This window comes from Streptomyces sp. NPDC028308, assembly GCF_055565855.1.
In genome coordinates this window covers 364330-389074 of record NZ_JBVHTO010000013.1, presented here as the reverse complement: position 1 = coordinate 389074, position 24745 = coordinate 364330, and the positions used below count along the sequence as shown (strand labels likewise).

Below are 24745 nucleotides of genomic sequence, written 5' to 3'. Positions count from 1 at the left end.
GGCGTAGACGGCAACACTCGCGATCCCGGCATCCCGGCACGCCCGGGCCACGCGGACAGCGATTTCGCCACGGTTGGCGATGAGCACCTTGCGCACGATGGCTCCCTCCTTGAAACAAGCCGAGTTTAGGGACAGCCGACACGACCTTTCGACCCGTCCCCAATGGTGAGCTTGCCCACACGGAGCGTGATCCGAGGCTCGCTCGGCCCGCGAAATCCCTTGTCGCACCGCGGTACGCAGGAATCCTCCCCTGAACCCTAGCCCTCCGGTGTGGTCAAGGTCTCTGTGAGAGCGTGCTGCGCCCCACAGGGTTTCTTTGTGGAGTCCCTACGAATGGCCCAATGATTCTTTGCCCTGCGCCGAGCCCTTGTCCCACGGTTTACCCGTTAGTAGCGTTCGCTTGTCTCGAACGTACTTGGGGTAACAGCACGCGGAAGTGGGTGGGGACCGGTGGTGCGCAGACCGGCGGCGTGGGTGGCGGCGATCGTGCTCTTCGTGGAGGCGGTCGGCATTGCGCTGCTGAACTGGTACCTCGGCATGGTCGTCGACCGGCAGGACATGTCCCTGGCCGGGCTCGACCCGCACAAGATGTCCGTCTCCTCGAAGGCCGGGGGGCTGGTCTTCGGCCTGTACTTCGCGCTGTGCGGCCTGGCCGCGCTGCTGGTGGCGCTGCGCGACCGGCCCCCGGCCGGCATCGGCCGCATCCTGCTGATCAGCGCCGCCGTGGTGCACGCGCTGCTCGGCGCCTTCGCCGTGGGCCTGGTCGGCTGGGGCGCGTTCGTCTTCATGATGGTGGTGCTCGGGCTGATCGTGCTCGTCCTCGTGGCGTACGACCGCCGGACGGGCCCGGCGGCCGCGGCGCCGGAGAAGGACGGCGGCGACGGCGGGGGAGCGCCGGTCACGGCGCCCCCGGCCCCCACGGCGGGCTGATCACCCCTCGCGCGGCGTCCACAACTCCGTGATGCCCACGCCCAGTTGCGCCAGCAGTCGGCGCACCGTGGGCAGGGAGATGCCGATGACGTTGCCGTGGTCGCCGTCGATGCCCTCGACGAACGGGGCCGAGCGGCCGTCGAGGGTGAACGCCCCGGCCACGTGGAGGGGTTCGCCCGAGGCGACGTACGCGGCGATCTCGGCGTCGGTGGGCTCGCCGAAGCGCACCACGGTGGACGCGGTCGCCGACACGTAGCGCTTGGCCGTGGTGTCGTAGATGCAGTGCCCGGTCTGAAGGGTGCCGGCCCGGCCGCGCATCGCCTTCCAGCGGGCGGTGGCCTCCTCGGCGTCGGCGGGCTTGCCGAGCGCCTCTCCGTCCAGGTCCAGGACCGAGTCGCAGCCGATCACGAGCGCGCCCTGGACCTCGGGCCGTGCCGCGACGACGGATGCCTTCGCCTCCGCGAGCGCGAGGGCGAGCTCGGCGGGCGTCGGGGCGGTGACGGTGTCCTCGTCGAAGCCGCTCACGATCACCTCGGGAGCGAGTCCGGCCTGCCGCAGCAGGCCGAGCCGGGCGGGGGACTGGGAGGCGAGCACGAGACGGCGGCGCGGCTGATCGGTCATGCCGTCAGGGTATCGGCGCGGCCAGGGCGTCCCGGGCCGTGCCGGGCGCGGTCATCTGACGCCGAGGACGATCATCGCGAGCATGATGGCGAGCGCCATGAGGACACCGAGGCGGCGCAGCATGTTCTGCATGTCGCGCAGTTCCTCGGGCGGCTCGTTCTCGGGGTCGGACCACAGCATGTCTCCGATCGTGCGTCGGCGCGGTCCCGGGCGCCTGAGTACGCGTACTCAACTTCTCTAAACGGTTCCACCGTTCCATTAGGCGTCACTGCCTGCTACCGTCATGAGTGCCACTAAAGGAACCACGGTCCCTTTTAGAGAGGAACGCCTGTGTTCACCACCGCCTGGACGGCAGCCCCCCAGCTCCCCGCCGAGGGCTTCACGCCCAACCGCTCGCGCGAGGGCTTCTGGCGTCAGTCGCTGCGCCAGACCGTCCGTGTCAGCGCGGGCGGCGACCGCCTCCGCGTCCGCCTCTCCAACGACTACGGGTTCTCGCCCTTGCGGATCGCGGGTGCCACGGTCGCCCGTGCGGCCGCCGGAGCCGCCGTCGAGCCCGGCTCATTCAGGCGGCTGGAATTCGAGGGGGCGTACGCCGTCGCGGTCCCGGCGCGCGGCAGTGTGCTGAGCGATCCGGCGGGCCTCACCCTGGCGGCGGGGGAGTCACTGACGGTCACCCTGCATCTCGACGCCGTCACCGGCCCCGCGACCTTCCACGCGCAGGCGTTCACGACCGCCTATCGGGGTCCGGGCGACCTGCTGGACGACGTCACGGGCGACGGCTTCGAGGAGTCCGACGAGTCCTGGTACTTCCTGTCGGCCGTCGAGACCGACGCGGGCCGCGGTGACGCCGTCGCGCTCTTCGGGGACTCCGTCACGGACGGCTTCGGCTCGACCCCGGGCGCCGACCGCCGCTGGTCCGACGCGCTCGCGGAGCTCACCGGCCGGCCCGTGCTCAACGCGGGCATCGGCGGGAACCTGCTGCTCAACGACTCCGCCTGGTACGGCGAGAGGGGCGTCCACCGGCTGGCCCGGGACGTCCTGCGCCACCCGGGCGTCGACACCCTCGTCGTGCTCCTGGGCCTCAACGACATCGGCTTCAGCGAGACCCGCGAGCAGCCCACGTACCACCCGGCGCCGGTCGTCGAGGCGGACGAACTGATCGACGGCCACCGGGCGTTGATACGGCAGGCCCGCGCGGGCGGCCTGCGGGTGATCGGCTCGACCCTGCTGCCGTTCGGCGGCTCCGACCACTGGGGCGAGCACGCGGCGAAGGTGAGCCACGAGATGAACGAGTGGATCCGCGCCTCGGGGGAGTGGGACGCGGTGGTGGACCTCACGGTGGCGCTGGCCGACCCGGCGGACCCGGACCGGCTGCACCCCGCGTACGACTTCGGCGACCACCTGCACCCGAACGACGCCGGATACGCGGTGATGGCCGAAGCCGTCGCGGAACTGCTCTGAGCCGGAACCTATCCGGGCCAGTACGTGCGGCCCCACGCCCGCGGGCTCGGCGCGGGCATCCGGCGCAGCGCCAGCCGCGCCGGGTCCGCCCAGGCCTCCCGCTCGCGGGGCGCGCCGGACGGCGTCTCCGCCGCCACGGCGCGCGCCCGCACCACCGCGAGTGCGGCGGCCAGCTCCTCCGGGGTCGGATTGCCCCGTACGACCTTGATCGTCATGACCGCTCCCTGGGGACTAGAGGGGGATGTTGCCGTGCTTCTTCGGCGGCAGGGACGCGCGCTTGGTCCGCAGCTGGCGCAGCCCCCGCACGACGTGGGCGCGGGTGTCGGACGGCATGATCACGCCGTCGATGTAGCCGCGCTCGGCGGCCGTGTACGGGTTCAGGAGGGCGTCCTCGTACTCCTGGATGAGCCGCGCCCGGGTCGCCTCGCCCTCCCCGGCGGCCTCCGCGGCCGCGATGGTGCGGCGGTGCAGGATGTTCACCGCGCCCTGCGCGCCCATCACCGCGATCTGCGCGGTCGGCCACGCCAGGTTGAGGTCGGCGCCCAGGTGCTTGGAGCCCATGACGTCGTAGGCGCCGCCGAAGGCCTTGCGGGTGATGACCGTGATCAGCGGGACGGTCGCCTCGGCGTACGCGTAGATGAGCTTGGCGCCGCGGCGGATGATGCCGGTGTGCTCCTGGTCGACGCCCGGCAGGAAGCCCGGCACGTCCACGAAGGTGAGCACCGGGACGTTGAAGGCGTCGCAGGTGCGCACGAACCGCGCGGCCTTCTCGCTCGCGTCGATGTCCAGGCAGCCCGCGAACTGCATCGGCTGGTTGGCGACGATGCCCACCGGCTGCCCCTCGACCCGGCCGAAGCCGGTGAGGATGTTCGGTGCGAAGAGCGCCTGCGTCTCGAAGAACTCCGCGTCGTCCAGGACGTGTTCGATCACGGTGTGCATGTCGTACGGCTGGTTCGCACTGTCCGGCACGATCGTGTCCAGCTCGCGGTCCTCGTCCGTCGGCGTGAGGTCCGCCTCCTCGGGGAAGACCGGCGGCTCGCTGAGGTTGTTGGACGGCAGGTACGACAGCAGCTGCTTGACGTACTCGATGGCGTCCTTCTCGTCGCCCGCCATGTGGTGGGCCACGCCGGACGCGGAGTTGTGCGTGCGGGCGCCGCCCAGCTCCTCGAAGCCGACGTCCTCACCGGTCACCGTCTTGATGACGTCCGGGCCCGTGATGAACATGTGCGAGGTCTGGTCGACCATGATCGTGAAGTCGGTGATCGCGGGCGAGTAGACCGCGCCGCCCGCACAGGGGCCGACGACCAGGCTGATCTGCGGGATGACGCCCGAGGCGTGGGTGTTGCGGCGGAAGATCTCGCCGTACATGCCGAGCGCGCTGACGCCCTCCTGGATGCGGGCGCCGCCGGAGTCGTTGATGCCGATGACCGGGCAGCCCGTCTTCAGCGCGAAGTCCATCACCTTCATGATCTTCTGCCCGAAGACCTCGCCCAGGGCGCCGCCGAAGACGGTGAAGTCCTGTGAGAACACGGCGACGGGGCGGCCGTCGACCGTGCCGTACCCGGTGACGACACCGTCTCCGTACGGGCGGTTCTGCTCCATGCCGAAGTCGGTCGAGCGGTGTCGCGCGAACTCGTCCAGCTCGACGAAGGAGCCCTCGTCGAGGAGGAGTTCGATGCGCTCACGCGCCGTCAGCTTGCCCTTGGCGTGCTGCTTCTCGACGGCGCGCTCCGAGCCGGCGTGCGTCGCCTCTTGGATGCGCCGCTGCAGATCCGCGAGCTTGCCCGCGGTGGTGTGGATGTCGGGGTGGTGCAGCTCTTCCGGCTCGGACATCGGGATGCGGCTCCCTGCCTGCTCAGTGGGGACGTGAGGGTGACGTGCTCAGGGGTTTGCTACTGACTCGTAGGGTAGTGGCGCGGATACCGTTCGGCAGTGCGGCGTTTACCACACCTAGGGTGGGTTGCATGACGCCGCGAGATTCCTCAGACGCGCACGACGAGCCCGGTGACGGCCCGCGCGCGAGCCGCTGGTCGGACCTGGACCGTCCGCCCCTGAACGTCGCCGCCCTGCGCCGGGCACTGGTCCGGGAGGGCGGCCTGTGGTCCTCGCTCGACGTGGTACCCGCGACCGGCTCCACCAACACCGACCTGGCCGGACGGGCCGGGACGCTGGCCGAGGGCGCCGTCCTCGTCGCCGAGGAGCAGCACGCCGGACGCGGCCGGCTGGACCGCCGGTGGACCGCTCCGGCCCGCTCCGGCCTCTTCTTCTCCGTGCTGCTGAAGCCCGCCGAGGTGCCCGTCGAGCGCTGGGGCTGGCTGCCGCTGCTCGCCGGGGTCGCCGTGGCGACGGCGCTGCCGCGCGCCGCGGGCGTGGACACGGCACTCAAGTGGCCCAACGACCTGCTGGTCACCGTCGACGGCGAGGAGCGCAAGGCCGGCGGCATCCTCGCCGAGCGGGCCGGCACCGACGGTGTCGTCATCGGCATCGGCCTCAACGTCACCCTGCGCAAGGACGAACTGCCGGTGCCGGGCGCCGGGTCGCTCGCCCTCGCCGGCGCCGTCTCGACGGACCGCGACACGGTCCTGCGGGCCCTGCTGCGCTCGCTGGAGGAGTGGTACGGCAGGTGGCGGGCGGCCGGCGGCGACCCCGCGGCCTCGGGTCTGCAGGAGACGTACGCCGCCGGGTGCGCGACGCTGGGTCGAGTGGTCCGGGCCGAACTCCCCGGGGACACGTCGATCACCGGTGAGGCGGTGGCCGTCGACGGTGACGGGCGCCTGGTGCTGGCCACCGAGGAAGGCGTGCAGCAGCCGGTGGGCGCGGGGGACATCGTGCACCTGCGGCCCGCCTGATCCGGGGCCGCCGATCGCCGGGCCCGGGGGCGTTCGAGAAGCGGAGCCCGGGGCAGGAGTCCCAGGTCGGCGCGGGAAGCGGCGGCCGGAGCGAAAGGTTTCGAGGCCGGCCCCACGACCGTACGAGTCAGGAGTGAGCCAGCGCACACCTGCCGTAGAGTTGAGCGCGGTCGATACCTGACCGCGGCAGATCGGAAGGGCAGCAGGCGTGACCGTCGACGACACGGGCTCCGGCACGGGTGCACACCCCGATCCCGACGCCGAGCCGGCGCGCACCGCCGAGCGGGCCGCCGACGCGCCGCGAGGCCGCACCGACGCGCACGGGCGTACGGACGCACCGGCCGGCCGCACCGAGGCGCACGACCGGGTGGACTCCGAGGACGACCAGGGTGAGGGCGACCCGCTCGCCCTGCGGCTCGAACAGCTCATCCTCGGCGCCGAGCGCCGCTACACCCCCTTCCAGGCGGCCCGCAGCGCGGGCGTCTCCATGGAGCTGGCGTCCCGTTTCTGGCGGGCCATGGGTTTCGCCGACATCGGCCAGGCCAAGGCACTCACCGAGGCGGACGTCCTCGCCCTGCGCCGCCTCGCCGGTCTCGTCGAGGCCGGACTGCTCAGCGAGGCGATGGCCGTGCAGGTGGCCCGCTCGACCGGGCAGACGACGGCGCGGCTCGCCGAGTGGCAGATCGACTCCTTCCTGGAGGGCCTGACCGAGCCGCCCGAGCCGGGCATGACCCGCACCGAGGTGACGTACCCCCTGGTCGAGCTGCTCCTGCCCGAGCTGGAGGAGTTCATCGTCTACGTCTGGCGGCGCCAGCTCGCCGCCGCGACCGGCCGGGTCGTCCAGGCCGCGGACGACGAGGAGATGGTCGACCGGCGGCTGGCCGTCGGTTTCGCGGACCTGGTCGGGTTCACGCGGCTGACCCGCCGTATGGAGGAGGAGGAACTCGGCGAACTCGTCGAGGCCTTCGAGACCACCGCGGCCGACCTGGTGGCCGCGCACGGCGGCCGGCTGATCAAGACCCTGGGCGACGAGGTGCTCTACGCGGCGGACGACGCCGGAGTGGCCGCCGAGATCGCCCTGCGCCTCATCGAGACGATGGCGAACGACGAGACGATGCCGGAGCTGCGCGTCGGCATCGCCTTCGGCACCGTGACCACCCGGATGGGCGACGTGTTCGGTACGACGGTGAACCTGGCCAGCCGGCTCACCTCGATAGCGCCGCGGGACGCCGTCCTGGTGGACGGGGCCTTCGCGGAGGAACTGGTCCGCACGAGCGAGGCACCCGCCTCCGAGGCGGAGGCCGCCGAGGCCGCGGCCGCCGCGGAGAAGGAGGGCGAGGAGCCGCCCACCTACCGCTTCGCGCTCCAGCCGATGTGGCAGCGGCCCGTGCGCGGCCTCGGCGTCGTGGAGCCCTGGCTGCTCACCCGCCGGGACGCGGCACCCTAGCCAGCGGGTCGACGCACAGCCCGATCACCGGAACGCACAGGCCCGGGTCGTCCGGGCCCGGGTCCGGCGCGCGCGTGCTGTGACTCGGGGCGGGCCGCGGCGCGGCGGACGTCGTGGGCGGCCTGGACGGGGCCGGCGGCGCGGAGGTCACCGGGTCCGCGGGAGCCTCGGGGATGCCGGTCCGGCCGGCCGCCGGGTCCGCGGGCCGGGACTGCATGGGCGTGCCGGTCGGGGAGGTCGGGGAGGTCGGGATGACCGTCGCACCCGAGGTCGGGGTGGCGCCCGCCCCGCCCATCACGCCCGTCGCCGAAGGCGTCGCGGAGCCGGCCGTGGGCACCGGCTCGACGGTGGCGGCGGCGTTGTCCGCCGGGCCACTGGCCGCGCCGGACCCGTGGGGCCCCGCCTCGGTGCGTTCGCCGCCCCCGCCGAGCGGATCGGGCGTGAGCCGTACGAGGCTCAGCGCCCCGGCGGCCAGGGCGAGCCCGCCGACCGCGACGAGCGTGCGGCGCGGCCGTGGCCTGCGGTGCCGCCCCCGCACGGGGCGCGTCCACGACACGAGGCGGTCCTGGGCCTCCTTCGCGCCCGGCGGCGGTGCCGTCCGCGCCGTGTCCGGCGATGCTGTCGCTTGCGCTGTGTCCGTCATGCCGGTCCTCCCAGATGCGTCGGCGCCCCCGGGTGCGCTGTAGCGGTGCGCAGGTTATGCGCGGCTTGCGTGCCTACGGGGGGAGTTGGGGCCGGTGTCACCCGAACGAGGAGCCGGGCGGGGCGGGACGCCTTTTCCTCGGCGGCCCCGGCTGCGATGATCGGGACGTCGGTGTTAACCCGCGTTAACCAGGAGGGTGTCATGGCGGAGCAAGGGGACGAGCGGCGGTTCGGGGAGTTCGTCGCCGTACGGCGGCACGGGCATGTCGCGGAGCTCGCGCTCGACCGGCCCAAGGCGATGAACGCGGTGTCCACGGACATGGCCCGCTCCGTCGCCGGTGCCTGCGACGCCCTCGCCGCCGACCGTGACGTACGGGTGGTCGTGCTGACCTCCACGCACGAGCGGGCCTTCTGCGTCGGCGCCGACCTCAAGGAGCGCAACTCCTTCAGCGATGCCGATCTGCTGCGCCAGCGCCCGGTGACGCGGGCCGCGTACACCGGTGTGCTGGAGCTGCCGATGCCCACGGTCGCCGCGGTGCACGGGTTCGCGCTGGGCGGCGGTTTCGAGCTCGCGCTGTCCTGCGACCTGATCGTGGCCGACCGCACCGCCGTCCTCGGGCTGCCCGAGGTGTCCGTCGGGGTGATCCCCGGTGGCGGCGGTACGCAGCTGCTGCCCCGCCGGGTGGGCGCGGCCCGCGCGGCGGAGCTGGTCTTCACCGCGCGGAAGCTGCGGGCCGAGGAGGCGCGGGAGCTGGGCCTGGTCGACGAGCTGGTGGACGAGGGGCAGGACGGCGCGGAGGCGCTCGCGCTCGCCGCCCGGATCGCCGCGAACTCGCCGGTCGGCCTGCGGGCCGCCAAGCGCGCGCTGCGGCTGGGCCACGGCCTCGACCTGCGGGCGGGCCTCGAGGTCGAGGACGCCGCCTGGCGCTCGGTCGCCTTCTCGGGCGACCGCGCGGAGGGAGTCGCGGCCTTCAACGAGAAGCGAGCCCCGCAATGGCCGGGCGAGTGACCCCCACGACGACGTGATCGCCGGGCGCCGGGGCGTGTGGGTGCCATGCCCGCGTGGCGGGGACGTCGGGCCTGGGCTTCCGGGCGTCGTGCCCCCGTATTAGGGGTGCCGTGGGTAGGGTGCCCCTCGCCGCCCCGGGGCGAGGCGCGCGCCGAGGCTTCCGGGCGCCGTGCAACCGTTCCGGCGTTGCCGTCGCCCGGGCGTCCCTGCCCGGTCGGGGGGAGCCTCTGGGGGAGGCGAGGGTCGCGGCTTCCGGGCGCCGGGCCCATGGCAGGGGTCCCGTCGGCCGAGTGCCCCCGCTGGTGCGGGCGGCCTTCGGTGGCGCGGGGAGCGGAGTGCCCGTCAAGGCCGGGACTTCCGGGTGCCGGGCCCCGTATCGGGGGCGTCGTTGGCCGGGCGCCTTCGTCGGTGCCGGGCCGCGGCCTCGGTGATACGCGGGACGTCGCGCCCGACGGTCCGGGCTTCCGGGCGCGTGCCCCCGGCGCCCGTCGAACCTGGGGCTTCCCGGCGCCGTGCCCGGCGGGGTGACGGGCCCGGTCGGGTGGGTGCTGGGGTGGGTCTGAGTGTGCCGTGGGCCCCGGCGGTCTCCCGGTGTCTTCGTGGTCGCCGTCGTGGCGGGGGCGTTTGCCGGGCGTGGGCGGTACGGCCAGTCGGGCGTCTGTTCGGCGCACTGATCGCCCTAATTGTCGGAAATTTACCTAGCCTGTGGTGATGGGTGAGGACATTCGGCTGAGGGCCGTGGTGGCGCTGGCGCAGGGGATGGCGGCGGCGCACAGCCCGCGCGAGTCCTGGCGGGCCGCAGCGCTCGGCGCGTGCCGCGCGCTGTCCGGCAGCTTCGCCGCGCTCTCCGTGTGGGAGCGCGAACTCGGCAGGCTGCGCGTCCTGGTCAACGTGGGCGAGCGGGCGGACGACGAGGAGGAGTTCCCCGACGGGGAGTCCTACCCCGTGCACCAGTTCCCGGAGATCACCGAGTTCCTGCACGAGCGCTGGGCGTGCGGCGGCGAGCCCAACGCCTGGGTGGAGACGGCGGAGGGCCCCGCCGAGGGCCGCGCCGAGTACTGCCACCAGCGGGTCGCCGCCCTGCGCCGGCGCGGCCGCGGCTGCTGCGTCGTCGCGCCGATCGTCCTGCACGGCCGAGCCTGGGGCGAGCTGTACGTGGCCCGCCGCACCGGCGAGCCCGTCTTCGACGGCGGCGACGCCGACTTCGCCACCGTCCTGGCCTCCGTCGTGGCCGCCGGCATCGCCCAGACCGAGCGTCTGGAGGAGGCCCGCCGGCTCGCGTTCACCGACGCGCTGACCGGCCTGGCCAACCGCCGCGCCGTCGACGTACGCCTCGACGAGGCCGTCGAGCTGCACCGGCGTGACGGCGCCGTCGTCAGCCTCGTCGTCTGTGACCTGAACGGGCTCAAGCGGGTCAACGACACCCGGGGGCACGCCGTGGGCGACCGCCTGCTGGAACGTTTCGGGTCCGTGCTGTCGCTGTGCGGGGCGATGCTCCCCGGCGCCCTGGCCGCCCGTCTCGGCGGCGACGAGTTCTGTCTGCTCGCGGTCGGCCCGGCCGCCGACGAGGTCGTCCGCATCGCCGACGAGCTGTGCCGGCGGGCGGCCGAGCTGGAACTCGGCGACGGCGTGGCCTGCGGGGTCGCCTCGACCGAGGACCCGATCGGGCCCGTACGGTCCGCGCGCCGGCTCTTCCGGCTGGCCGACGCCGCCCAGTACCGCGCGAAGGCCGTGCGGGCCACGAGGCCGGTCGTCGCCGGGCGCGAGGGCCCCGACGACCCTGTCGTGCGCCTCGCGGACACCCCGCCGCCGGCCGCCGCGGAGCGCCGCCGCTTCCGGGGCCGGCACGAACCCCCGCCGTGATCCGGGCGGGGTCTGCCCCGGGTCCGGGAGCGCCTCTGTGACGTAGCCCGGAGTAAGGGGTCAACCGGCCACCCACTAGTGACATCGAGGAATTCACTGCGTACGCTCCTGAATATGGATATGCACACTGTGGTGGTGGGGACGTCGGGCGTGACCGCGTCCGACGTACTCGCCGTGGCGCGCGGCGGCGCCCGGATCGAGCTCTCCGGCGAGGCGGTGGCGGCCCTCGCCGCGGCCCGCGGGATCGTGGAGGCGCTGGCCGCCAAACCGGACCCCGTGTACGGCGTCTCGACGGGCTTCGGCGCCCTCGCGACCCGGCACATCAGCCCGGAACTCCGCGCCCAGCTCCAGCGCAACATCGTCCGCTCGCACGCGGCCGGGATGGGCCCCCGCGTGGAGCGCGAGGTGGTCCGCGCGCTGATGTTCCTGCGGCTGAAGACCGTCTGCTCGGGACGCACGGGCGTGCGGCCCGAGGTCGCGCAGACCATGGCCGACATCCTGAACGCGGGCATCACCCCCGTCGTCCACGAGTACGGCTCGCTCGGCTGCTCCGGCGACCTCGCCCCGCTCTCGCACTGCGCGCTGACCCTGATGGGCGAGGGGGACGCCGAGGGCCCCGACGGCGTCGTCCGGCCCGCCGGCGAACTGCTCGCCGAGCACGGCATCGCCCCCGTCGAGCTGCGCGAGAAGGAGGGCCTCGCCCTCCTCAACGGCACCGACGGCATGCTCGGCATGCTCGTCATGGCCCTCGCCGACCTGGACACGCTCTACAAGTCCGCCGACGTCACCGCGGCCCTCTCCCTGGAGGCCCTGCTCGGCACGGACAAGGTCCTCGCGCCCGAGCTGCACGCCATCCGCCCGCACCCCGGACAGGGCGCCTCCGCCGCCAACATGCTGGCCGTGCTGAAGGGTTCGCAGCTCACCGGCCACCACCAGGACGACGCGCCGCGCGTACAGGACGCGTACTCCGTGCGCTGCGCCCCGCAGGTCGCGGGCGCCGGACGCGACACCCTCGCCCACGCCCGCACGGTCGCCGAGCGCGAGCTGGCCTCCGCCGTCGACAACCCGGTCGTGCTGCCCGACGGACGCGTCGAGTCCAACGGCAACTTCCACGGCGCCCCGGTCGCCTACGTCCTCGACTTCCTCGCCATCGCCGCGGCCGACCTCGGCTCGATCGCCGAGCGCCGCACCGACCGCCTGCTCGACAAGAACCGCTCGCACGGGCTGCCGCCGTTCCTCGCGGACGACGCCGGCGTCGACTCGGGCCTGATGATCGCCCAGTACACGCAGGCCGCCCTGGTCAGCGAGATGAAGCGGCTCGCCGTACCGGCCTCCGCGGACTCCATCCCGTCCTCCGCGATGCAGGAGGACCACGTCTCGATGGGCTGGTCGGCGGCGCGCAAGCTGCGGACGGCCGTGGACAACCTCACCCGGATCATCGCCATCGAGCTGTACGCCGCCACCCGCGCGATCGAGCTGCGCGAGGGGCTGACCCCGGCCCCGGCGTCGCAGGCGGTCATCGAGGCCGTGCGCGCGGCCGGTGTCGAGGGCCCCGGCCCCGACCGCTTCCTCGCGCCCGACCTGGCCGCGGCGGACGCCTTCGTCCGGGCCGGCCGGGTCGTCGCCGCCGTGGAGCCGGTGACGGGCCCCCTGGCCTGAGCCCCCTCCTGCACCGGCCGGGCGCGTCCGCGCGGGCCGGTGCAGGAGGTGCGGGTGGGGCCGCTGCCGATCGGGCGGCGGTCCCACCTGTGCTAAGGTCTCGTTGATACGCTATTCAGTTATCCCCTTACTTTCTGCGCCTGATCGGAATCTTCCGCAGGCGCGTTTTGTTTTGCAGAACGACGCCCCCGTCTGAATCGGGGACGCTCTTCTTTTGAGCCGGGGCCCGCACCTCTCGGGTGCGGGCCCCGACTCCTGCTCTTTATGGGGCCCAGGAAGGAAATCCAGAGCCAGCATGACTCGATCCGAACGCGCCGCCCGCACCACTTCGGGACGGCCCACCGGCGCCGCCGCCCGGCGTCCCCAGAAGAACGGCACCAGGGGCGCCGGCAAGGGCGGCCCGGTCCGCAAGGCCGTGGCGCCGCAGGAATTCTCGCTGCCCGAGACCGTCACGCCCGCACTGCCCGCCGTCGAGTCCTTCGACGCGCTGGACATGCCCGCCGCGCTGACGAAGACCCTCGCGGCCCAGGGTGTGACCGAGCCGTTCCCGATCCAGGCCGCCACCCTGCCGAACACCCTGGCGGGACGCGATGTGCTCGGCCGCGGACGCACGGGCTCGGGCAAGACGCTCGCGTTCGGACTCGCCCTGCTCGCCCGCACCGCCGGCCGCCGGTCCGAGCCGAGGTCGCCGCTCGCGCTGGTCCTGGTGCCCACCCGTGAGCTGGCCCAGCAGGTCTCCGACGCCCTCACCCCGTACGCGACCGCCGTCAACCTGCGGATGACCGTCGCCGTGGGCGGCATGTCGATCGGGCGCCAGGCCGGTGCGCTGCGCCGGGGCGCCGAGGTGCTGGTCGCCACCCCCGGCCGCCTGAAGGACCTGATCGAGCGCGGGGACTGCACGCTGGAGCGCGTCGCGATCACCGTCCTCGACGAGGCCGACCAGATGGCCGACATGGGCTTCATGCCGCAGGTCACGGCGCTGCTCAAGCAGGTCGAGCCGGACGGGCAGCGAATGCTGTTCTCGGCGACGCTGGACAAGAACATCGACCGGCTCGTCCGGATGTTCCTCACCGACCCGGTGGTGCACTCCGTGGACCCGTCGGCCGGCGCGGTGACGACGATGGAGCACCACGTGCTGCACGTCGCCGACGAGACCGACAAGAAGGCCGTCGCGATGCGGATCGCGGCCCGCGAGGGCCGGGTGATCCTGTTCGTGGACACCAAGCGCGGCGCCGACCGGTTCACCAAGCGCCTGCTGGCCAACGGCGTGCGCGCCTCCGCCCTGCACGGCGGACGCAGCCAGCCGCAGCGCAACCGCACCCTCGACCAGTTCAAGAACGGCGACGTCACCGCGCTCGTCGCGACCAACGTCGCGGCCCGCGGCATCCACGTCGACGACCTCGACCTCGTGGTCAACGTCGACCCGCCGACCGACCACAAGGACTACCTGCACCGCGGCGGCCGTACCGCCCGGGCCGGCGAGTCCGGCAGCGTCGTGACGCTCGTACTGCCCGAGCAGAAGCGGGAGATGACCCGGCTGATGGCCGACGCCGGCATCAGCCCGCGCACGGCCCGCGTCACCTCCGGCGACGAGGAGCTCGCCCGGCTCACCGGGGCGCGCGAGCCCTCCGGCGTCCCGGTCGTCATCGAGGTCCCCCAGCCCGTCGAGCAGCCGAAGCAGCGGCCCGGCAGGGCGTCGAGGCCGAGGGCCGCCGCCGGGACCGGCACGGGCCGGCGCACCGGCTCCGCGGGCCGCACCGGCGGCACCGGCACGGGCGGCCGTACGAACGGCACCGGCGCCGGGGGCCGCACGGCCGGCGGCACCGGAGGCCGTACGGGAACCTCCGCCGGCGGCCGTACCGGCGCGGGCACCGGAAGCCGTACCGGTTCGGGTACCGGGGGCCGTGGCGCCGCCGGTTCCGGAGCGGGCACGGGCGGTACGCGCTCGGGTTCGGGCGGCGGGCGCGGCCGGGGCCGCGCCCCGCAGCGCGGCGGCCAGGGCGGCGGCGGACGCAGCGCCGCCTAGGTCTGTCGTCCGGATCGGCGGGCGACCGCCGGTCACGGTCGGTGTTGTCCGGCCGAGAGGCCCTGCACTTCAGTCACGAGGTCCCGGCGCACCCGCGCCGGGACCTCGTGCTTTTTCGCGTCCGCGCGGACCTACCGGTGATGGCCTCCCGGCGGGCGCCGGTCACACGTCGCCCAGGAACCCCGGGTCCACGGAGTCGAGTTCCTGGCAGAAGTGCCTGTTGACGCCGAGGAGTTCGGCGAGCGGGACCGCGCGGCGGCTGGTCGCCGCCAGATCCCGCTTGGCCTCGGCCGACCACAGGAACGGCGCGACCGAGATCCCCTGCGACCCGGTCAGCGCGCCCGACTCGGCCCGCCAGCCGGGCCAGCGCAGCGTCTCGTAGAACTGCTCCATGCCGCCGGTCAGCAGCCAGGCGAGCCACGGGCCGTAGCCGGCGCCGAGCGCCTCCCAGCGCAGCGAGTCCGGCGCGAAGTACACCATCTCGCCGGGCTCGCCCGGCCGGCCCGAGACCTGCGGGTCCGCCCCGTTGAGGGCGAAGACGCCGCCCAGGACGTCGTGGCCGACGACGAGCGCGCCACGCGGCCGCCACCCGGGGTCGAAGCGCTCGGGGAAGCCGTTGACGGCGGCCAGTGAGGGCACCCCGCGCAGTCCGGGCGGCCCCGACGGCGCTCCGGGGCCGGGACTGCCGTAGACGCGCAGCCAGCCGCTGTCCAGCACCAGGCCACCGCAGTTGAGGACGAGCGCCCCCAGCCGGGAGCGCGCGGTGATCTGCATCTGGAGGAGGGACGCGCGCGCCCGCTCCGGGTCCACGGGGAGCACGTCGACGTGCACCTCGCTCGCGGCCAGGTCCGCGGAGAGGAGGGGCCACGCGGGCGCCTCGACGTCGGTCAGCTCGATCAGGTCTCGCATGGGTCCACCCGGGGGTCTCGCGGGCCGCGGCCGCCGTGCTCAACGGGCCGTCGTACGTTGCTCAGAAGGCGGTCGCGCGCTCCCGTCGCACCGAGTACGCCACGAACCCGGCCCCGAGGCCGAGGAAGAGCGTGCCCCCGACGACGTAGGGCGTGGTGTCGACGCCGCCGGTGTCGGCGAGCCGGGTCCCGTCACCGTCGCCCGTCGTCTCGGCGGAGGTCCGTGTGACGTCCGTGGACGTCGAGGTGAGGGAGGGGCCCGAGGAGTCCGACCAGGCCGACGAGTTCGCCGAACCGGCCGAGGTGCGGGTCATGGACGCCGAGTGCTGTGCTGGGTCGTCCTGTGTGGCGTTGGCGGACGGAACGAACCACAGGGCCCCCAGCAGGGTCCCGGCGGCGGTGGCGGTCAGCAACGATCGACGTGCGGCGGACACGGAATATCGATCCCCTTGTGGCGCTGGCGAATTGGCCGTGTGGGGCGATGCTAATGAAAGGCGCGGGTCGTGGGAAAGTCGCGCATCGTGTGGGTCGTACGCTCCCTCCCATGAGTACTCCTGAGACATCACGGTTTGTACGGCTTCGGGTCGAACTGGTGCTGGAGGTCGGCGACGCCGACGCCGTCACCAAGGCCGCCCTGCAGCGGATCGCCGGGGACACCGACATGCCGGCCGACGAGCGGACGCACGCCGAGGGCGCGGTGACGGAAGACACTGCCGAGGCCCTCGCGTATCTCGTCGACCCGTTCGACCTGGTCAGCGAGGTGCCCGGGATCGAGCTGGCCCAGGCGTCGTGGAGCAGCGAGCAGATCGACTACGACCCCGATTCGCCGGATTGGGACCTGGACGAGGATGATGCTGCCGAGGACGACGAGGAGAACGGACTCGGCTGACGCGACTTGGGGAAAAGGTGACCCCGGGGGGCAACCGCCGTCCGGGGTTTCTTCGTCTCACCAGGCGCACTGACCACCTGAGCACCACGGTCGGTCCCGGTCCGCCCGTCGGGCCGGTCGATCAGGCGTGGTGTGGCCCACACATCCGAGGGATGTGGAACGGGACGTACCGGTCGTAGCGTTGAAGGTTCTTAACGGGACTCTCGGGGTTTTCGGGTTTTCGGCAACGATGGAGAAGCGTGTGATGACGGACAGTAAGCGGCGCAAGGGTCTGATGGCCGCGTCCGCACTGCTCGGCGGGGTGCTGGTGCTCTCTGCGTGCAGCGGAGGCGACGATTCGGCCGGCGCGTCGGGCGGCGGTGACAGCACCTCGCAGGCCAAGGTCGACGAGGCAGCCGCCAAGAAGACGTCCGAGGCCCAGATCAAGATCACGCCCAAGGACGGCTCCGACAACGCCTCCATCAACACCGGCACCAAGGTCACCGTGAGCAAGGGCAAGCTCACGGAGGTCACGCTGAAGACCGCCGCGGGCACCGCCGTGGCCGGCCAGATATCGGCTGACAAGAAGAGCTGGGCCCCCACCGGCCAGCTCGAGCGCGCCACGACCTACAAGCTCACCGCCGAGGCGAAGGACTCCGCCGGCCGCGCCGCCCACGAGAACGCCTCGTTCACCACGGTCTCCCCGGCGAACAGCTTCATCGGCAACTTCACGCCCGAGGACGGCGCCACCGTCGGCGTCGGCATGCCGGTCTCGATCAACTTCGACAAGGCGATCACGAACAAGTCCGCCGTGCAGAAGGGGATCACCGTCTCCTCCAGCAGCGGCCAGGAGGTCGTCGGGCACTGGTTCAGCCCGAACCGCCTGGACTTCCGCCCGGAGGAGTACTGGCAGAGCGGCTCGACCGTCACCCTGAAGCTGAACCTCGACGGTGTCGAGGGCGCGAACGGCGTGTACGGCGTGCAGCAGAAGACGGTCACCTTCAAGATCGGCCGCAACCAGGTCTCCGTCGTCGACGCCCAGACCAAGACGATGAAGATCACGCGGGACGGCAAGACCGTCAAGACCATCCCGATCTCCGCGGGCGCTCCGGAGAACAAGACGTACGAAGGCCAGATGGTGATCTCCGAGAAGTTCAAGGAGACCCGGATGGACGGCTCGACCGTCGGCTTCACCAAGGAGGACGGCAAGGGCGAGTACGACATCAAGGACGTGCCGCACGCCATGCGCCTGTCCGCCTCCGGCACCTTCATCCACGGCAACTACTGGGGAGCCAAGTCCATCTTCGGCTCGGTGAACACCAGTCACGGCTGTGTGGGCCTGTCGGACACCAAGGGCGCCAACGACCCGAACACGCCCGCGGCCTGGTTCTACGACAACTCGCTGATCGGTGACGTCGTCGTGGTCAAGAACACCGGCGACAAGACGATCTCCCCGGACAACGGTCTGAGCGACTGGAACATGGACTGGGCCACCTGGAAGGCGGGCGCGGCGGCCTGACGCCCCCTCAGCGGTCCCGAGCGGCGGTCTCCCGGACAGGGAGCCGCCGCTCTCGCGTTCCCGGCCACGCGGCGGTCACGGGGTTCCGAGGCTGCGCGCAGGGCGCCGTCAGCGTGCCGCACGGCCTTCTCATCGTTCTCTTATGGCGGCCTTATCCCCTCATCACGCGCCGTACCTAGCTTGCGGCCATGTTCTTCACCTACCTGAGGCGCGAACTGCGCCGCCGCAGAAAAGCGGCCCTCGTCGTCGCCTCCGGACTCGCCCTCGGCATCGCCCTCGTCATCGTGGTCAGCTCGGTCTCCTCGGGGATGGAGAAGGCGCAGGGCAAGGTCCTCCAGTCGCTCTACGGACTGGGCACCGACATGACGGTCACCAAGGCCGCGGCGGCCCAGGGCGACAGCGGCCGCCCGCGCTTCAAGTTCGACGCCCGCTCCGACGACTCCGACGAGAAGCAGAGCAGCGACCGCGTCATGGTGCAGGGCTTCCAGACGCTGTCCGCGAAGACCGTCGGCAGGGTCGCCGCGCAGGACGGCGTCGAGGACGCCGTCGGCGGCCTGAGCCTCCAAGTGGTCAAGGTCAGCGGCCAGTTCAAGCGCGGTGAGTTCAAGCAGGACCAGAACGGCGACGTCGCGCGGGGGGCCGAGCCCGCTCCGCAGGGCCGGGTGGAGGGCGGCGGCGCCGAGTTCGACGTCAACAGCTACTCCGTCTACGGCACCGACGTCACCGAGCCCGCCCTCGGCCCGCTGACCTCGTCGAAGATCACCAGCGGACGCACCTTCAGGACCTCGGAGACCGACGCGAAGGTCGTCGTCGCCGACGCCTCGTACGCCAAGGAGAAGAAGCTCGCGCTCGGCGACACGGTCACCGTCAAGGGCGTGAAGTACGAGCTCATCGGCATAGCGACGCCGGACAGCGGGGACGCGGCGGCGAACCTCTACCTCCCGCTCCGGCAGGCGCAGAAGCTGAGCGACTCCGCGGGCAAGGTCACCACGATCTACGTCAAGGCGTCCGACTCGCAGCGCATCGACGCCGTCAAGAGCACCATCCAGAAGAACATCTCCGGTACCACCGTCACCACCTCCGCCGACCTCGCCGACACCGTCTCCGGCTCCCTGTCGACCGCGTCCGACCTCGCGTCCAGCGTCGGCAAGTGGCTGTCCGTCGTGGTGCTCGTGGCGGCCTTCCTGGTGGCCGGCCTGCTCACCTCCTCGGCCGTGTCCCGTCGCGTCCGGGAGTTCGGCACCCTCAAGGCGCTCGGCTGGAAGTCCGGCCGGGTGACCCGCCAGGTCGTCGGCGAGGCGGTCGTGAACGGCCTGGTCGGCGGCGTGCTCGGTATCGCCCTCGGGCTCGCGGGTGCCTACGCCGTCACCGCCGTCAGTCCGACGCTCCAGGCCCAGCTGGGCGGTTCGGGCGGCGGCGCCGGCGGTCCGGGCGGCCCCGGCGGCATGGTGGGCCCGGCCCGGCAGTCCGCGTCCAAGGCCCTCGACGTCGCGCTCACCGCACCGGTCAGCGTCGGCACCATCGCGCTGGCCGTCGCGCTCGCCGTCACCGGCGGCCTCGTCGCGGGCGCCTTCGGCGGCTGGCGGGCCTCCCGGCTGCGCCCCGCCGACGCCCTGCGCCGGGTCGAGTAGCCCCGCCGCGTCCGCCGACCACCAGCCGTACCCATCACAGGAGTTGGACCATGTACGAACTCAGCGGCGTCACCAAGCGCTATCAGCGGGGCAAGGAGAGTGTGGACGCGCTCGCCGGTGTCGACCTCACCATCGCGGACGGCGACCGCCTCGTCATCCAGGGCCCCACCGGTGGCGGCAAGTCCACCCTGCTGCAGATGCTCGGCGGACTCGACCGGCCGACCGCGGGCAGCGTCGACCTCGACGGCACGGACCTCGCGAAGCTGTCCGAGGCCAGGCTGACCAAGGTGCGCAGCGAGAACATCGGCTTCGTCTTCCAGAGTTTCAACCTCATCCCGACGCTCACCGCCCAGGAGAACGTCGAGACCGCCCTCGTGCCGATGAGGCTCAAGGCGAGTCAGCGGCGGCAACGGGCCGCGGAGGCACTGGAGTCGGTGGGGCTGGCCGAGCGGCTCGGGCATCTGCCCGCCGAGCTGTCCGGCGGCCAGCAGCAGCGCGTCGCCATCGCCCGCGCGCTGGTGAAGCGGCCGAAGGTGCTGCTCGCCGACGAGCCCACCGGCAACCTCGACGAGTCCATGCGCGACGAGATCATGGACGTACTGGAGACCATGTGGAAGGAGCACGGGCTGACTTTCATCATGGTCACGCACGACTCCGCGATCGCGCGGAAGGCCCCGAGGGTCGCGACGATCCGCAAGGGCAGGATCAGCGTCAAGGAGAACGCGGGGGGCTGAGCGCACCTCCGGCGACGAAGACGGCACGTTCCTGCCCCATTTGGGTGGTAAACGGAAGTTAGGTGTCAACCCTTCACCCTCGTCACGCTATTGAGCGGCTGATCACCCCCCGGGCATACTGCCGTTACCGGGGGGTGTTCGTGCACACGTACGGGACTACCCCCGGCCGGGTGAATGGGGAAATTCATCCGGAACTCACTCCAGGGGGAGACTTGCGTCAACAAGTGAAGAGAGCATGCGCGGCCACGATCGCCACGGCGGCCGCGGTGGCACTGGCGGCGGGAATGACCAGCCCGGCGTCGGCGGCCAGGGCCGAGGCGACGAACAGCGCGACGGGGACCGCCCTCACGGCCAAGCACCGCATCACGCTCGTCACCGGCGACCGCGTCGTCGTCGGCGCCAAGGGCCGCGTCGTCGGGTTCGAGCCCGCCAAGGGCCGCGAGCACATACCCGTGCAGGTGCGGAAGACCGACGGGCACACGCTCGTCGTTCCGGCCGACGCGCAGCGCCTGATAGCCACCGGCAAGCTGGACCAGCGGCTCTTCGACGTCACCGAGCTGAACAAGTCCGCGAGCCGCAAGGCCCAGAAGCAGGGCCTGAAGCTGATCGTCGGCTACCGGGGCGCCGCCACCGCGGCGAAGGCGGACGTCCGGGACGCCGGTGCCACCAAGGTCCGCCGGACCCTGAAGTCCCTGAACGCGGACGCGGTGCTGACGCCGAAGCAGGACGCGGACCGGCTGTGGACCGCGGTCACCGACGAGGGCACCGCCGCCTCCGGCATCGCCCACGTCTGGCTGGACGGCGTCCGCAAGGCCAGCCTCGACAAGTCCGTGCCGCAGATCGGCGCCCCCAAGGCGTGGGCGGCGGGCTACGACGGCAAGGGCGTCAAGATCGCCGTCCTGGACACCGGTGTCGACGCGACCCACCCGGACCTCAAGGACCAGGTGCTGGAGTCGAAGAACTTCTCCACCGCGGCCGACGCCACCGACCACTACGGCCACGGCACGCACGTCGCGTCCATCGCCGCGGGCACGGGCGCGAAGTCGAACGGCAAGTTCAAGGGTGTCGCGCCCGGCGCGAAGATCCTCAACGGCAAGGTGCTCAACGACACCGGCTACGGCGAGGACTCCGAGATCCTCGCCGGCATGGAGTGGGCGGCCGCGCAGGGCGCCGACGTCGTCAACCTCAGCCTCGGCGGCGGTGACACCCCCGAGATCGACCCGCTCGAAGCCGAGGTCAACAAGCTCTCCGCCGAGAAGGGCATCCTGTTCGCCATCGCCGCCGGCAACGACGGCGACTTCGGCGAGCAGACCGTCGGCTCCCCGGGCAGCGCGGCCGCCGCGCTCACCGTCGGCGCCGTCGACGACAGCGACAAGCTGGCCTCCTTCTCCAGCCGCGGCCCCGGCCTCGACGGCGCCATCAAGCCCGACGTGACCGCGCCCGGCGTGAACATCACGGCCGCCGCGGCCCCCGGCAGCGTCATCGACAAGGAGGTCGGCCAGAACCCGGCCGGCTACCTGACCATCTCCGGTACGTCGATGGCGACCCCGCACGTCGCGGGCGCCGCCGCCATCCTGAAGCAGCAGCACCCCGGCTGGACGTACACCGAGCTCAAGGGCGCGCTGACCGGCTCCACCAAGGGCGGCAAGTACACGCCGTTCCAGCAGGGTTCGGGCCGCATCCAGGTCGACAAGGCCATCAAGCAGTCCGTGATCGCGGACCCGGTGTCGGCGACCTTCGGCGTGCAGCAGTGGCCGCACACCGACGACACCCCGGTCACCAAGGAGATCACCTACCGCAACCTCGGTACGGCCGCCGTCACGCTGAACCTCACGGTGGCCGGCACCAACCCCAAGGGCCAGGCGGCTCCCGCGGGCTTCTTCACCCTCGGCGCGAAGACGGTCACCGTCCCGGCCGGCGGCAAGGCGTCCGTCGGACTCACCGCCAACACCAAGCTGGGCGGCACCGCGGACGGCGCCTACTCCGCGTACGTCACGGCGAGCGGCGGCGGGCAGAGCGTCCGCACGGCGGCCGCGGTGCAGCGCGAGGTGGAGTCGTACACGGTCACGCTCAAGCACATCGACCGCGACGGCAAGCCGGCCGTGAACTACGGCACGGACCTGACCGGCGTCTCGGGCCTCGGCAAGGAGAAGTGGTTCTCTCCCTACGACGCCTCGGGCACGGTCAAGGTGCGCGTCCCCAAGGGCGGCTACATCCTCAACTCCGGTGTGTACGTGGACCCGGAGGACTTCACCAAGGGCGCCGACTGGATCGCCCAGCCCAAGCTGAACATCGCCAAGGACACGGCGATCACGCTGGACGCGCGGACCACCGAGCCGGTGGACATCACGGTGCCGGACGCGGCGGCGAAGTCGCAGTTCGCGTCACCGGACTTCACGCTGGAGACGGCCGACACCAGCTACTCCTACGGCTGGTGGCTGGACTCGTACGCGAACTTCCGTACCGCGCACCTGGGTCCGCAGATCACCGACGGTTCGCTGACGCAGCAGTGGGACGCGCACTGGACCAAGGGTGACGACGAGGAGTACGACACCACCACGGCCGCCAAGGTCAAGCAGGTGGCCACCGGTTACACCAGGCACTACAAGGCGAGCGAACTGGCCTCGGTGAAGTTCGGTCTCGGCGCGTCCTCCAGCGGCAAGAAGGGCGCCGTCACGGCGTTCGGCTGGCTGCCCGGCAGCTCCAGCGGCTCCGCCATCGGCATCCAGCAGACCCTGCCCGGCACCCGGACGCTGCACCTGTCCACCACCGGCGGGGTGAAGTGGAGCATCGACTTCGAGCAGATCGCCGGGGTCGACGAGGACGGCTGGCCGATCAGCGACGCGTTCTACACGCTCGGCAACGCGCAGAGCTTCACCGGCGGCAAGAGCTACGAGAAGACCTTCAACACGGCCGTCTTCGGTCCGCGTATCGGCGGGTCCTACGGCCTGTTCCGCGAGGACGACAAGATCTACGGCTACCTGCCGCTGTTCGCCGACGGCAAGACCCACGCCGGCTCGTCCGCGTTCACCTCGGTCGCCACGACGCTGTACCGCAACGGCACCAAGGTGGGTTCGAACGAGGACGCGCTCTTCGGTGACGGGCAGTTCAAGGTCCCGGCGGGCGAGGCCGAGTACAAGCTGACCACGTCGGTCAAGCGCAGTGTGAAGGTCGCCGCGGCCTCCACCCGGATCGACGCCAGCTGGACGTTCCGGTCCAAGAAGGTCGACAGCGCGAAGCTGCCCGCCTCCACGGTCCGCTTCAACGCCGCCACCGGCCTGGACAGCCGCGTCGAGGCCGACAAGAAGGTCTCGGTGCCGGTCACCGTGCAGGGCGCGGCCGCGGGCGGCAACCTCAGGTCGCTGTACGTGTACGCCTCGTACGACTACGGCCAGACGTGGACCCAGCTGACGGTGAAGAACGGCAAGGTCGAGGTGACCAACCCGGCGAAGGGCAAGGGCATCTCCTTCCACGCCAAGATCACCGACAAGAAGGGCAACAAGTCGACGATCTCGATCTACAACGCGTACTACGGGAAGTGACCCGGAGCCGTCCGGCGAGGTCCCGCTGACCCGCCGAACGGGCCCGGTCCCCGGGGTCCGCTGAGTGCCGGACCGAGTGCCGGACGTTTTTCGCCCAGCGCTGATACGCGCGACGGCCCGCAGGAAGCCGAGCTTCCGCGGGCCGTCCGTGTTTGTGTGGGGGCATGACCGTATCGACCGTGGAGTACATCCGGTACCGGATCCCCGAGCACCAGTCGGCCGAGTTCATGGCCGCCTACACCCGGGCCGCCGCCCAGCTCGCGGCGGCCCCGCAGTGCATCGACTACGAACTGGCGCGCTGCGAGGAGGACTTCGAGCACTTCGTGCTGCGGATCACCTGGACCTCGACCGAGGACCACCTGGAGGGTTTCCGGGAGTCGGAGCTGTTCACGGACTTCCTCGCCGAGATCCGCCCCTACGTCGGTGACATCGAGGAGATGCGCCACTACAAGCCGACGACCGTACGCGGCACCGGCGCGGCCGTGCCGACCCTCTACTCCTGGGCGGGCGGCGCCGAGGCCTTCGCCAGGCTCACCGAGACCTTCTACGAGAAGGTGCTCAAGGACGACGTCCTCGCCCCCGTCTTCGCGGGCCTCGCGCCCGAGCACGCCGCCCACGTCGCGCTCTGGCTCGGCGAGGTCTTCGGCGGGCCCACGGCGTACTCCGAGACGCAGGGCGGACACGGCCACATGGTCGCCAAGCACCTCGGCAAGGGGATCACCGAGCCCCAGCGCCGACGCTGGGTGAACCTCCTCCAGGACGCGGCCGACGACGCCGGCCTCCCCACGGACCCCGAGTTCCGCTCCGCCTTCGTCGCCTACGCCGAGTGGGGCACCCGCCTCGCCGTCCACTTCTCCGCCCCGGACGCGGCCCCACCGGCGGAACAGCCGGTCCCCAAGTGGACGTGGGGGGCCGCACCGCCGTATCGGGGGTAGGACGGGGGATGGGGGCGACCCTTGGAGGATGGAGGGCGTGGTGCCGGGGCGGATGTCCGGGGCCCGCCGGGGGAGGGGCCGCCGCCCACTTGTCGTGCCGC

Annotated in this window: 22 protein-coding genes; 14 read left to right on the top strand and 8 right to left on the bottom strand. The window is 72.3% G+C overall.

Translation table 11 applies throughout. The annotated features are described in order from the left end of the window. On the bottom strand, positions 1 to 96 hold a 96-nt coding region (locus tag ACZ4VA_RS30590), incomplete at its 3' end, for a biotin carboxylase N-terminal domain-containing protein (RefSeq protein WP_279617129.1). A 354-nt stretch (positions 97 to 450) separates the two neighbouring features. Between ACZ4VA_RS30590 and ACZ4VA_RS30585 the strand changes: the two genes are divergently transcribed. Further along, complete coding sequence (locus ACZ4VA_RS30585) at positions 451 to 930, top strand: hypothetical protein (protein WP_356170978.1); 480 nt, start codon at positions 451 to 453, stop codon at positions 928 to 930. On the opposite strand, the gene ACZ4VA_RS30580 is transcribed toward ACZ4VA_RS30585, so the two are convergent. Beyond that, positions 931 to 1551, bottom strand: coding sequence for a Maf family protein (locus ACZ4VA_RS30580; RefSeq protein ID WP_356170981.1), 621 nt, complete (start codon positions 1549 to 1551; stop codon positions 931 to 933). A gap of 51 nt (positions 1552 to 1602) precedes the next feature. Beyond that, positions 1603 to 1731: a morphogenic membrane protein MmpB gene (gene mmpB, locus ACZ4VA_RS30575; protein ID WP_355794064.1), complete on the bottom strand. Its 129-nt coding sequence runs from the start codon at positions 1729 to 1731 to the stop codon at positions 1603 to 1605. Positions 1732 to 1881: 150 nt separating this feature from the next. On the opposite strand from mmpB, the gene ACZ4VA_RS30570 reads away from it, so the two are divergent. Beyond that, a complete protein-coding gene (locus ACZ4VA_RS30570) occupies positions 1882 to 3012 on the top strand; it encodes an SGNH/GDSL hydrolase family protein (protein WP_452922169.1) in 1131 nt (376 codons plus the stop codon). Between the two features lie 8 nt (positions 3013 to 3020). Here ACZ4VA_RS30570 and ACZ4VA_RS30565 read toward each other — a convergent pair whose 3' ends face one another. Together ACZ4VA_RS30565 and ACZ4VA_RS30560 are read right to left on the bottom strand one after the other, a co-directional pair. Next, complete coding sequence (locus ACZ4VA_RS30565; protein ID WP_356170986.1) at positions 3021 to 3227, bottom strand: acyl-CoA carboxylase subunit epsilon; 207 nt, start codon at positions 3225 to 3227, stop codon at positions 3021 to 3023. Between the two features lie 16 nt (positions 3228 to 3243). Then, on the bottom strand, positions 3244 to 4845 hold the full coding sequence (locus ACZ4VA_RS30560; RefSeq protein ID WP_355786141.1) for an acyl-CoA carboxylase subunit beta: 1602 nt from the start codon (positions 4843 to 4845) through the stop codon (positions 3244 to 3246). Between the two features lie 131 nt (positions 4846 to 4976). Here ACZ4VA_RS30560 and ACZ4VA_RS30555 point away from each other — a divergent pair, with 131 nt between their 5' ends. Both ACZ4VA_RS30555 and ACZ4VA_RS30550 read left to right on the top strand, forming a co-directional pair. Continuing rightward, on the top strand, positions 4977 to 5861 hold the full coding sequence (locus ACZ4VA_RS30555; RefSeq protein ID WP_355786138.1) for a biotin--[acetyl-CoA-carboxylase] ligase: 885 nt from the start codon (positions 4977 to 4979) through the stop codon (positions 5859 to 5861). A gap of 208 nt (positions 5862 to 6069) precedes the next feature. Continuing rightward, positions 6070 to 7308: an adenylate/guanylate cyclase domain-containing protein gene (locus ACZ4VA_RS30550; RefSeq protein ID WP_356170991.1), complete on the top strand. Its 1239-nt coding sequence runs from the start codon at positions 6070 to 6072 to the stop codon at positions 7306 to 7308. Here the strand turns inward: ACZ4VA_RS30550 and ACZ4VA_RS30545 are convergent. Then, a complete protein-coding gene (locus tag ACZ4VA_RS30545; protein WP_468083233.1) occupies positions 7283 to 7951 on the bottom strand; it encodes a hypothetical protein in 669 nt (222 codons plus the stop codon). The two genes, ACZ4VA_RS30550 and ACZ4VA_RS30545, sit on opposite strands and share 26 nt — an antisense overlap. Before the next feature lie 201 nt (positions 7952 to 8152). Here ACZ4VA_RS30545 and ACZ4VA_RS30540 point away from each other — a divergent pair, with 201 nt between their 5' ends. From ACZ4VA_RS30540 to ACZ4VA_RS30525, 4 genes are all read left to right on the top strand, one after another. Continuing rightward, positions 8153 to 8959: an enoyl-CoA hydratase/isomerase family protein gene (locus tag ACZ4VA_RS30540; RefSeq protein ID WP_468083231.1), complete on the top strand. Its 807-nt coding sequence runs from the start codon at positions 8153 to 8155 to the stop codon at positions 8957 to 8959. A gap of 711 nt (positions 8960 to 9670) precedes the next feature. Continuing rightward, positions 9671 to 10822: a GGDEF domain-containing protein gene (locus tag ACZ4VA_RS30535; RefSeq protein ID WP_356238170.1), complete on the top strand. Its 1152-nt coding sequence runs from the start codon at positions 9671 to 9673 to the stop codon at positions 10820 to 10822. A gap of 120 nt (positions 10823 to 10942) precedes the next feature. Next, the gene (gene hutH, locus ACZ4VA_RS30530) at positions 10943 to 12481 is read left to right on the top strand and encodes a histidine ammonia-lyase (protein WP_356171145.1); all 1539 of its coding nucleotides are present in this window, start codon (positions 10943 to 10945) and stop codon (positions 12479 to 12481) included. A gap of 295 nt (positions 12482 to 12776) precedes the next feature. Beyond that, entirely contained in the window at positions 12777 to 14507 is a 1731-nt protein-coding gene (locus ACZ4VA_RS30525) for a DEAD/DEAH box helicase (protein WP_356171003.1), read from the top strand. 162 nt (positions 14508 to 14669) lie between these two features. Here the strand turns inward: ACZ4VA_RS30525 and ACZ4VA_RS30520 are convergent, their stop codons facing one another. Together ACZ4VA_RS30520 and ACZ4VA_RS30515 are read right to left on the bottom strand one after the other, a co-directional pair. Next, positions 14670 to 15416 (bottom strand): DUF2625 family protein, encoded by a 747-nt coding sequence (locus ACZ4VA_RS30520; RefSeq protein WP_356171006.1) that lies wholly within the window; start codon positions 15414 to 15416, stop codon positions 14670 to 14672. A gap of 61 nt (positions 15417 to 15477) precedes the next feature. Further along, positions 15478 to 15828, bottom strand: coding sequence for a hypothetical protein (locus ACZ4VA_RS30515; protein WP_389390582.1), 351 nt, complete (start codon positions 15826 to 15828; stop codon positions 15478 to 15480). Positions 15829 to 15959: 131 nt separating this feature from the next. Here ACZ4VA_RS30515 and ACZ4VA_RS30510 point away from each other — a divergent pair, with 131 nt between their 5' ends. The 6 genes from ACZ4VA_RS30510 (at position 15960) to ACZ4VA_RS30485 (ending at position 24644) form a co-directional block, all read left to right on the top strand. Further along, complete coding sequence (locus ACZ4VA_RS30510) at positions 15960 to 16304, top strand: hypothetical protein (protein ID WP_355779531.1); 345 nt, start codon at positions 15960 to 15962, stop codon at positions 16302 to 16304. Between the two features lie 244 nt (positions 16305 to 16548). Next, positions 16549 to 17802, top strand: a complete 1254-nt coding sequence (locus ACZ4VA_RS30505) for a L,D-transpeptidase (protein ID WP_356171012.1) — start codon at positions 16549 to 16551, stop codon at positions 17800 to 17802. Positions 17803 to 17990: 188 nt separating this feature from the next. Next, positions 17991 to 19433, top strand: coding sequence for an ABC transporter permease (locus ACZ4VA_RS30500; protein WP_389390569.1), 1443 nt, complete (start codon positions 17991 to 17993; stop codon positions 19431 to 19433). A 50-nt stretch (positions 19434 to 19483) separates the two neighbouring features. Further along, positions 19484 to 20167 (top strand): ABC transporter ATP-binding protein, encoded by a 684-nt coding sequence (locus ACZ4VA_RS30495; protein ID WP_355779524.1) that lies wholly within the window; start codon positions 19484 to 19486, stop codon positions 20165 to 20167. Positions 20168 to 20391: 224 nt separating this feature from the next. After that, entirely contained in the window at positions 20392 to 23709 is a 3318-nt protein-coding gene (locus ACZ4VA_RS30490) for a S8 family peptidase (RefSeq protein ID WP_468083226.1), read from the top strand. Positions 23710 to 23873: 164 nt separating this feature from the next. Beyond that, on the top strand, positions 23874 to 24644 hold the full coding sequence (locus ACZ4VA_RS30485) for a group II truncated hemoglobin (RefSeq protein ID WP_388904281.1): 771 nt from the start codon (positions 23874 to 23876) through the stop codon (positions 24642 to 24644). The last annotated feature ends 101 nt before the right edge of the window (positions 24645 to 24745 follow it).

What these genes read in the sequence shown, in the direction of transcription:
- ACZ4VA_RS30565 (WP_356170986.1), bottom strand. Translation starts at nt 3,227, where the DNA reads ATGACGATCAAGGTCGTACGGGGCAATCCGACCCCGGAGGAGCTGGCC.
- ACZ4VA_RS30485 (WP_388904281.1), top strand. Translation starts at nt 23,874, where the DNA reads ATGACCGTATCGACCGTGGAGTACATCCGGTACCGGATCCCCGAGCAC.
- ACZ4VA_RS30525 (WP_356171003.1), top strand. Translation starts at nt 12,777, where the DNA reads ATGACTCGATCCGAACGCGCCGCCCGCACCACTTCGGGACGGCCCACC.
- ACZ4VA_RS30495 (WP_355779524.1), top strand. Translation starts at nt 19,484, where the DNA reads ATGTACGAACTCAGCGGCGTCACCAAGCGCTATCAGCGGGGCAAGGAG.
- ACZ4VA_RS30520 (WP_356171006.1), bottom strand. Translation starts at nt 15,416, where the DNA reads ATGCGAGACCTGATCGAGCTGACCGACGTCGAGGCGCCCGCGTGGCCC.
- ACZ4VA_RS30545 (WP_468083233.1), bottom strand. Translation starts at nt 7,951, where the DNA reads ATGACGGACACAGCGCAAGCGACAGCATCGCCGGACACGGCGCGGACG.
- hutH (WP_356171145.1), top strand. Translation starts at nt 10,943, where the DNA reads ATGCACACTGTGGTGGTGGGGACGTCGGGCGTGACCGCGTCCGACGTA.
- ACZ4VA_RS30505 (WP_356171012.1), top strand. Translation starts at nt 16,549, where the DNA reads ATGACGGACAGTAAGCGGCGCAAGGGTCTGATGGCCGCGTCCGCACTG.
- ACZ4VA_RS30560 (WP_355786141.1), bottom strand. Translation starts at nt 4,845, where the DNA reads ATGTCCGAGCCGGAAGAGCTGCACCACCCCGACATCCACACCACCGCG.
- ACZ4VA_RS30535 (WP_356238170.1), top strand. Translation starts at nt 9,671, where the DNA reads ATGGGTGAGGACATTCGGCTGAGGGCCGTGGTGGCGCTGGCGCAGGGG.
- ACZ4VA_RS30500 (WP_389390569.1), top strand. Translation starts at nt 17,991, where the DNA reads ATGTTCTTCACCTACCTGAGGCGCGAACTGCGCCGCCGCAGAAAAGCG.
- mmpB (WP_355794064.1), bottom strand. Translation starts at nt 1,731, where the DNA reads ATGCTGTGGTCCGACCCCGAGAACGAGCCGCCCGAGGAACTGCGCGAC.
- ACZ4VA_RS30510 (WP_355779531.1), top strand. Translation starts at nt 15,960, where the DNA reads ATGAGTACTCCTGAGACATCACGGTTTGTACGGCTTCGGGTCGAACTG.
- ACZ4VA_RS30540 (WP_468083231.1), top strand. Translation starts at nt 8,153, where the DNA reads ATGGCGGAGCAAGGGGACGAGCGGCGGTTCGGGGAGTTCGTCGCCGTA.
- ACZ4VA_RS30555 (WP_355786138.1), top strand. Translation starts at nt 4,977, where the DNA reads ATGACGCCGCGAGATTCCTCAGACGCGCACGACGAGCCCGGTGACGGC.
- ACZ4VA_RS30580 (WP_356170981.1), bottom strand. Translation starts at nt 1,551, where the DNA reads ATGACCGATCAGCCGCGCCGCCGTCTCGTGCTCGCCTCCCAGTCCCCC.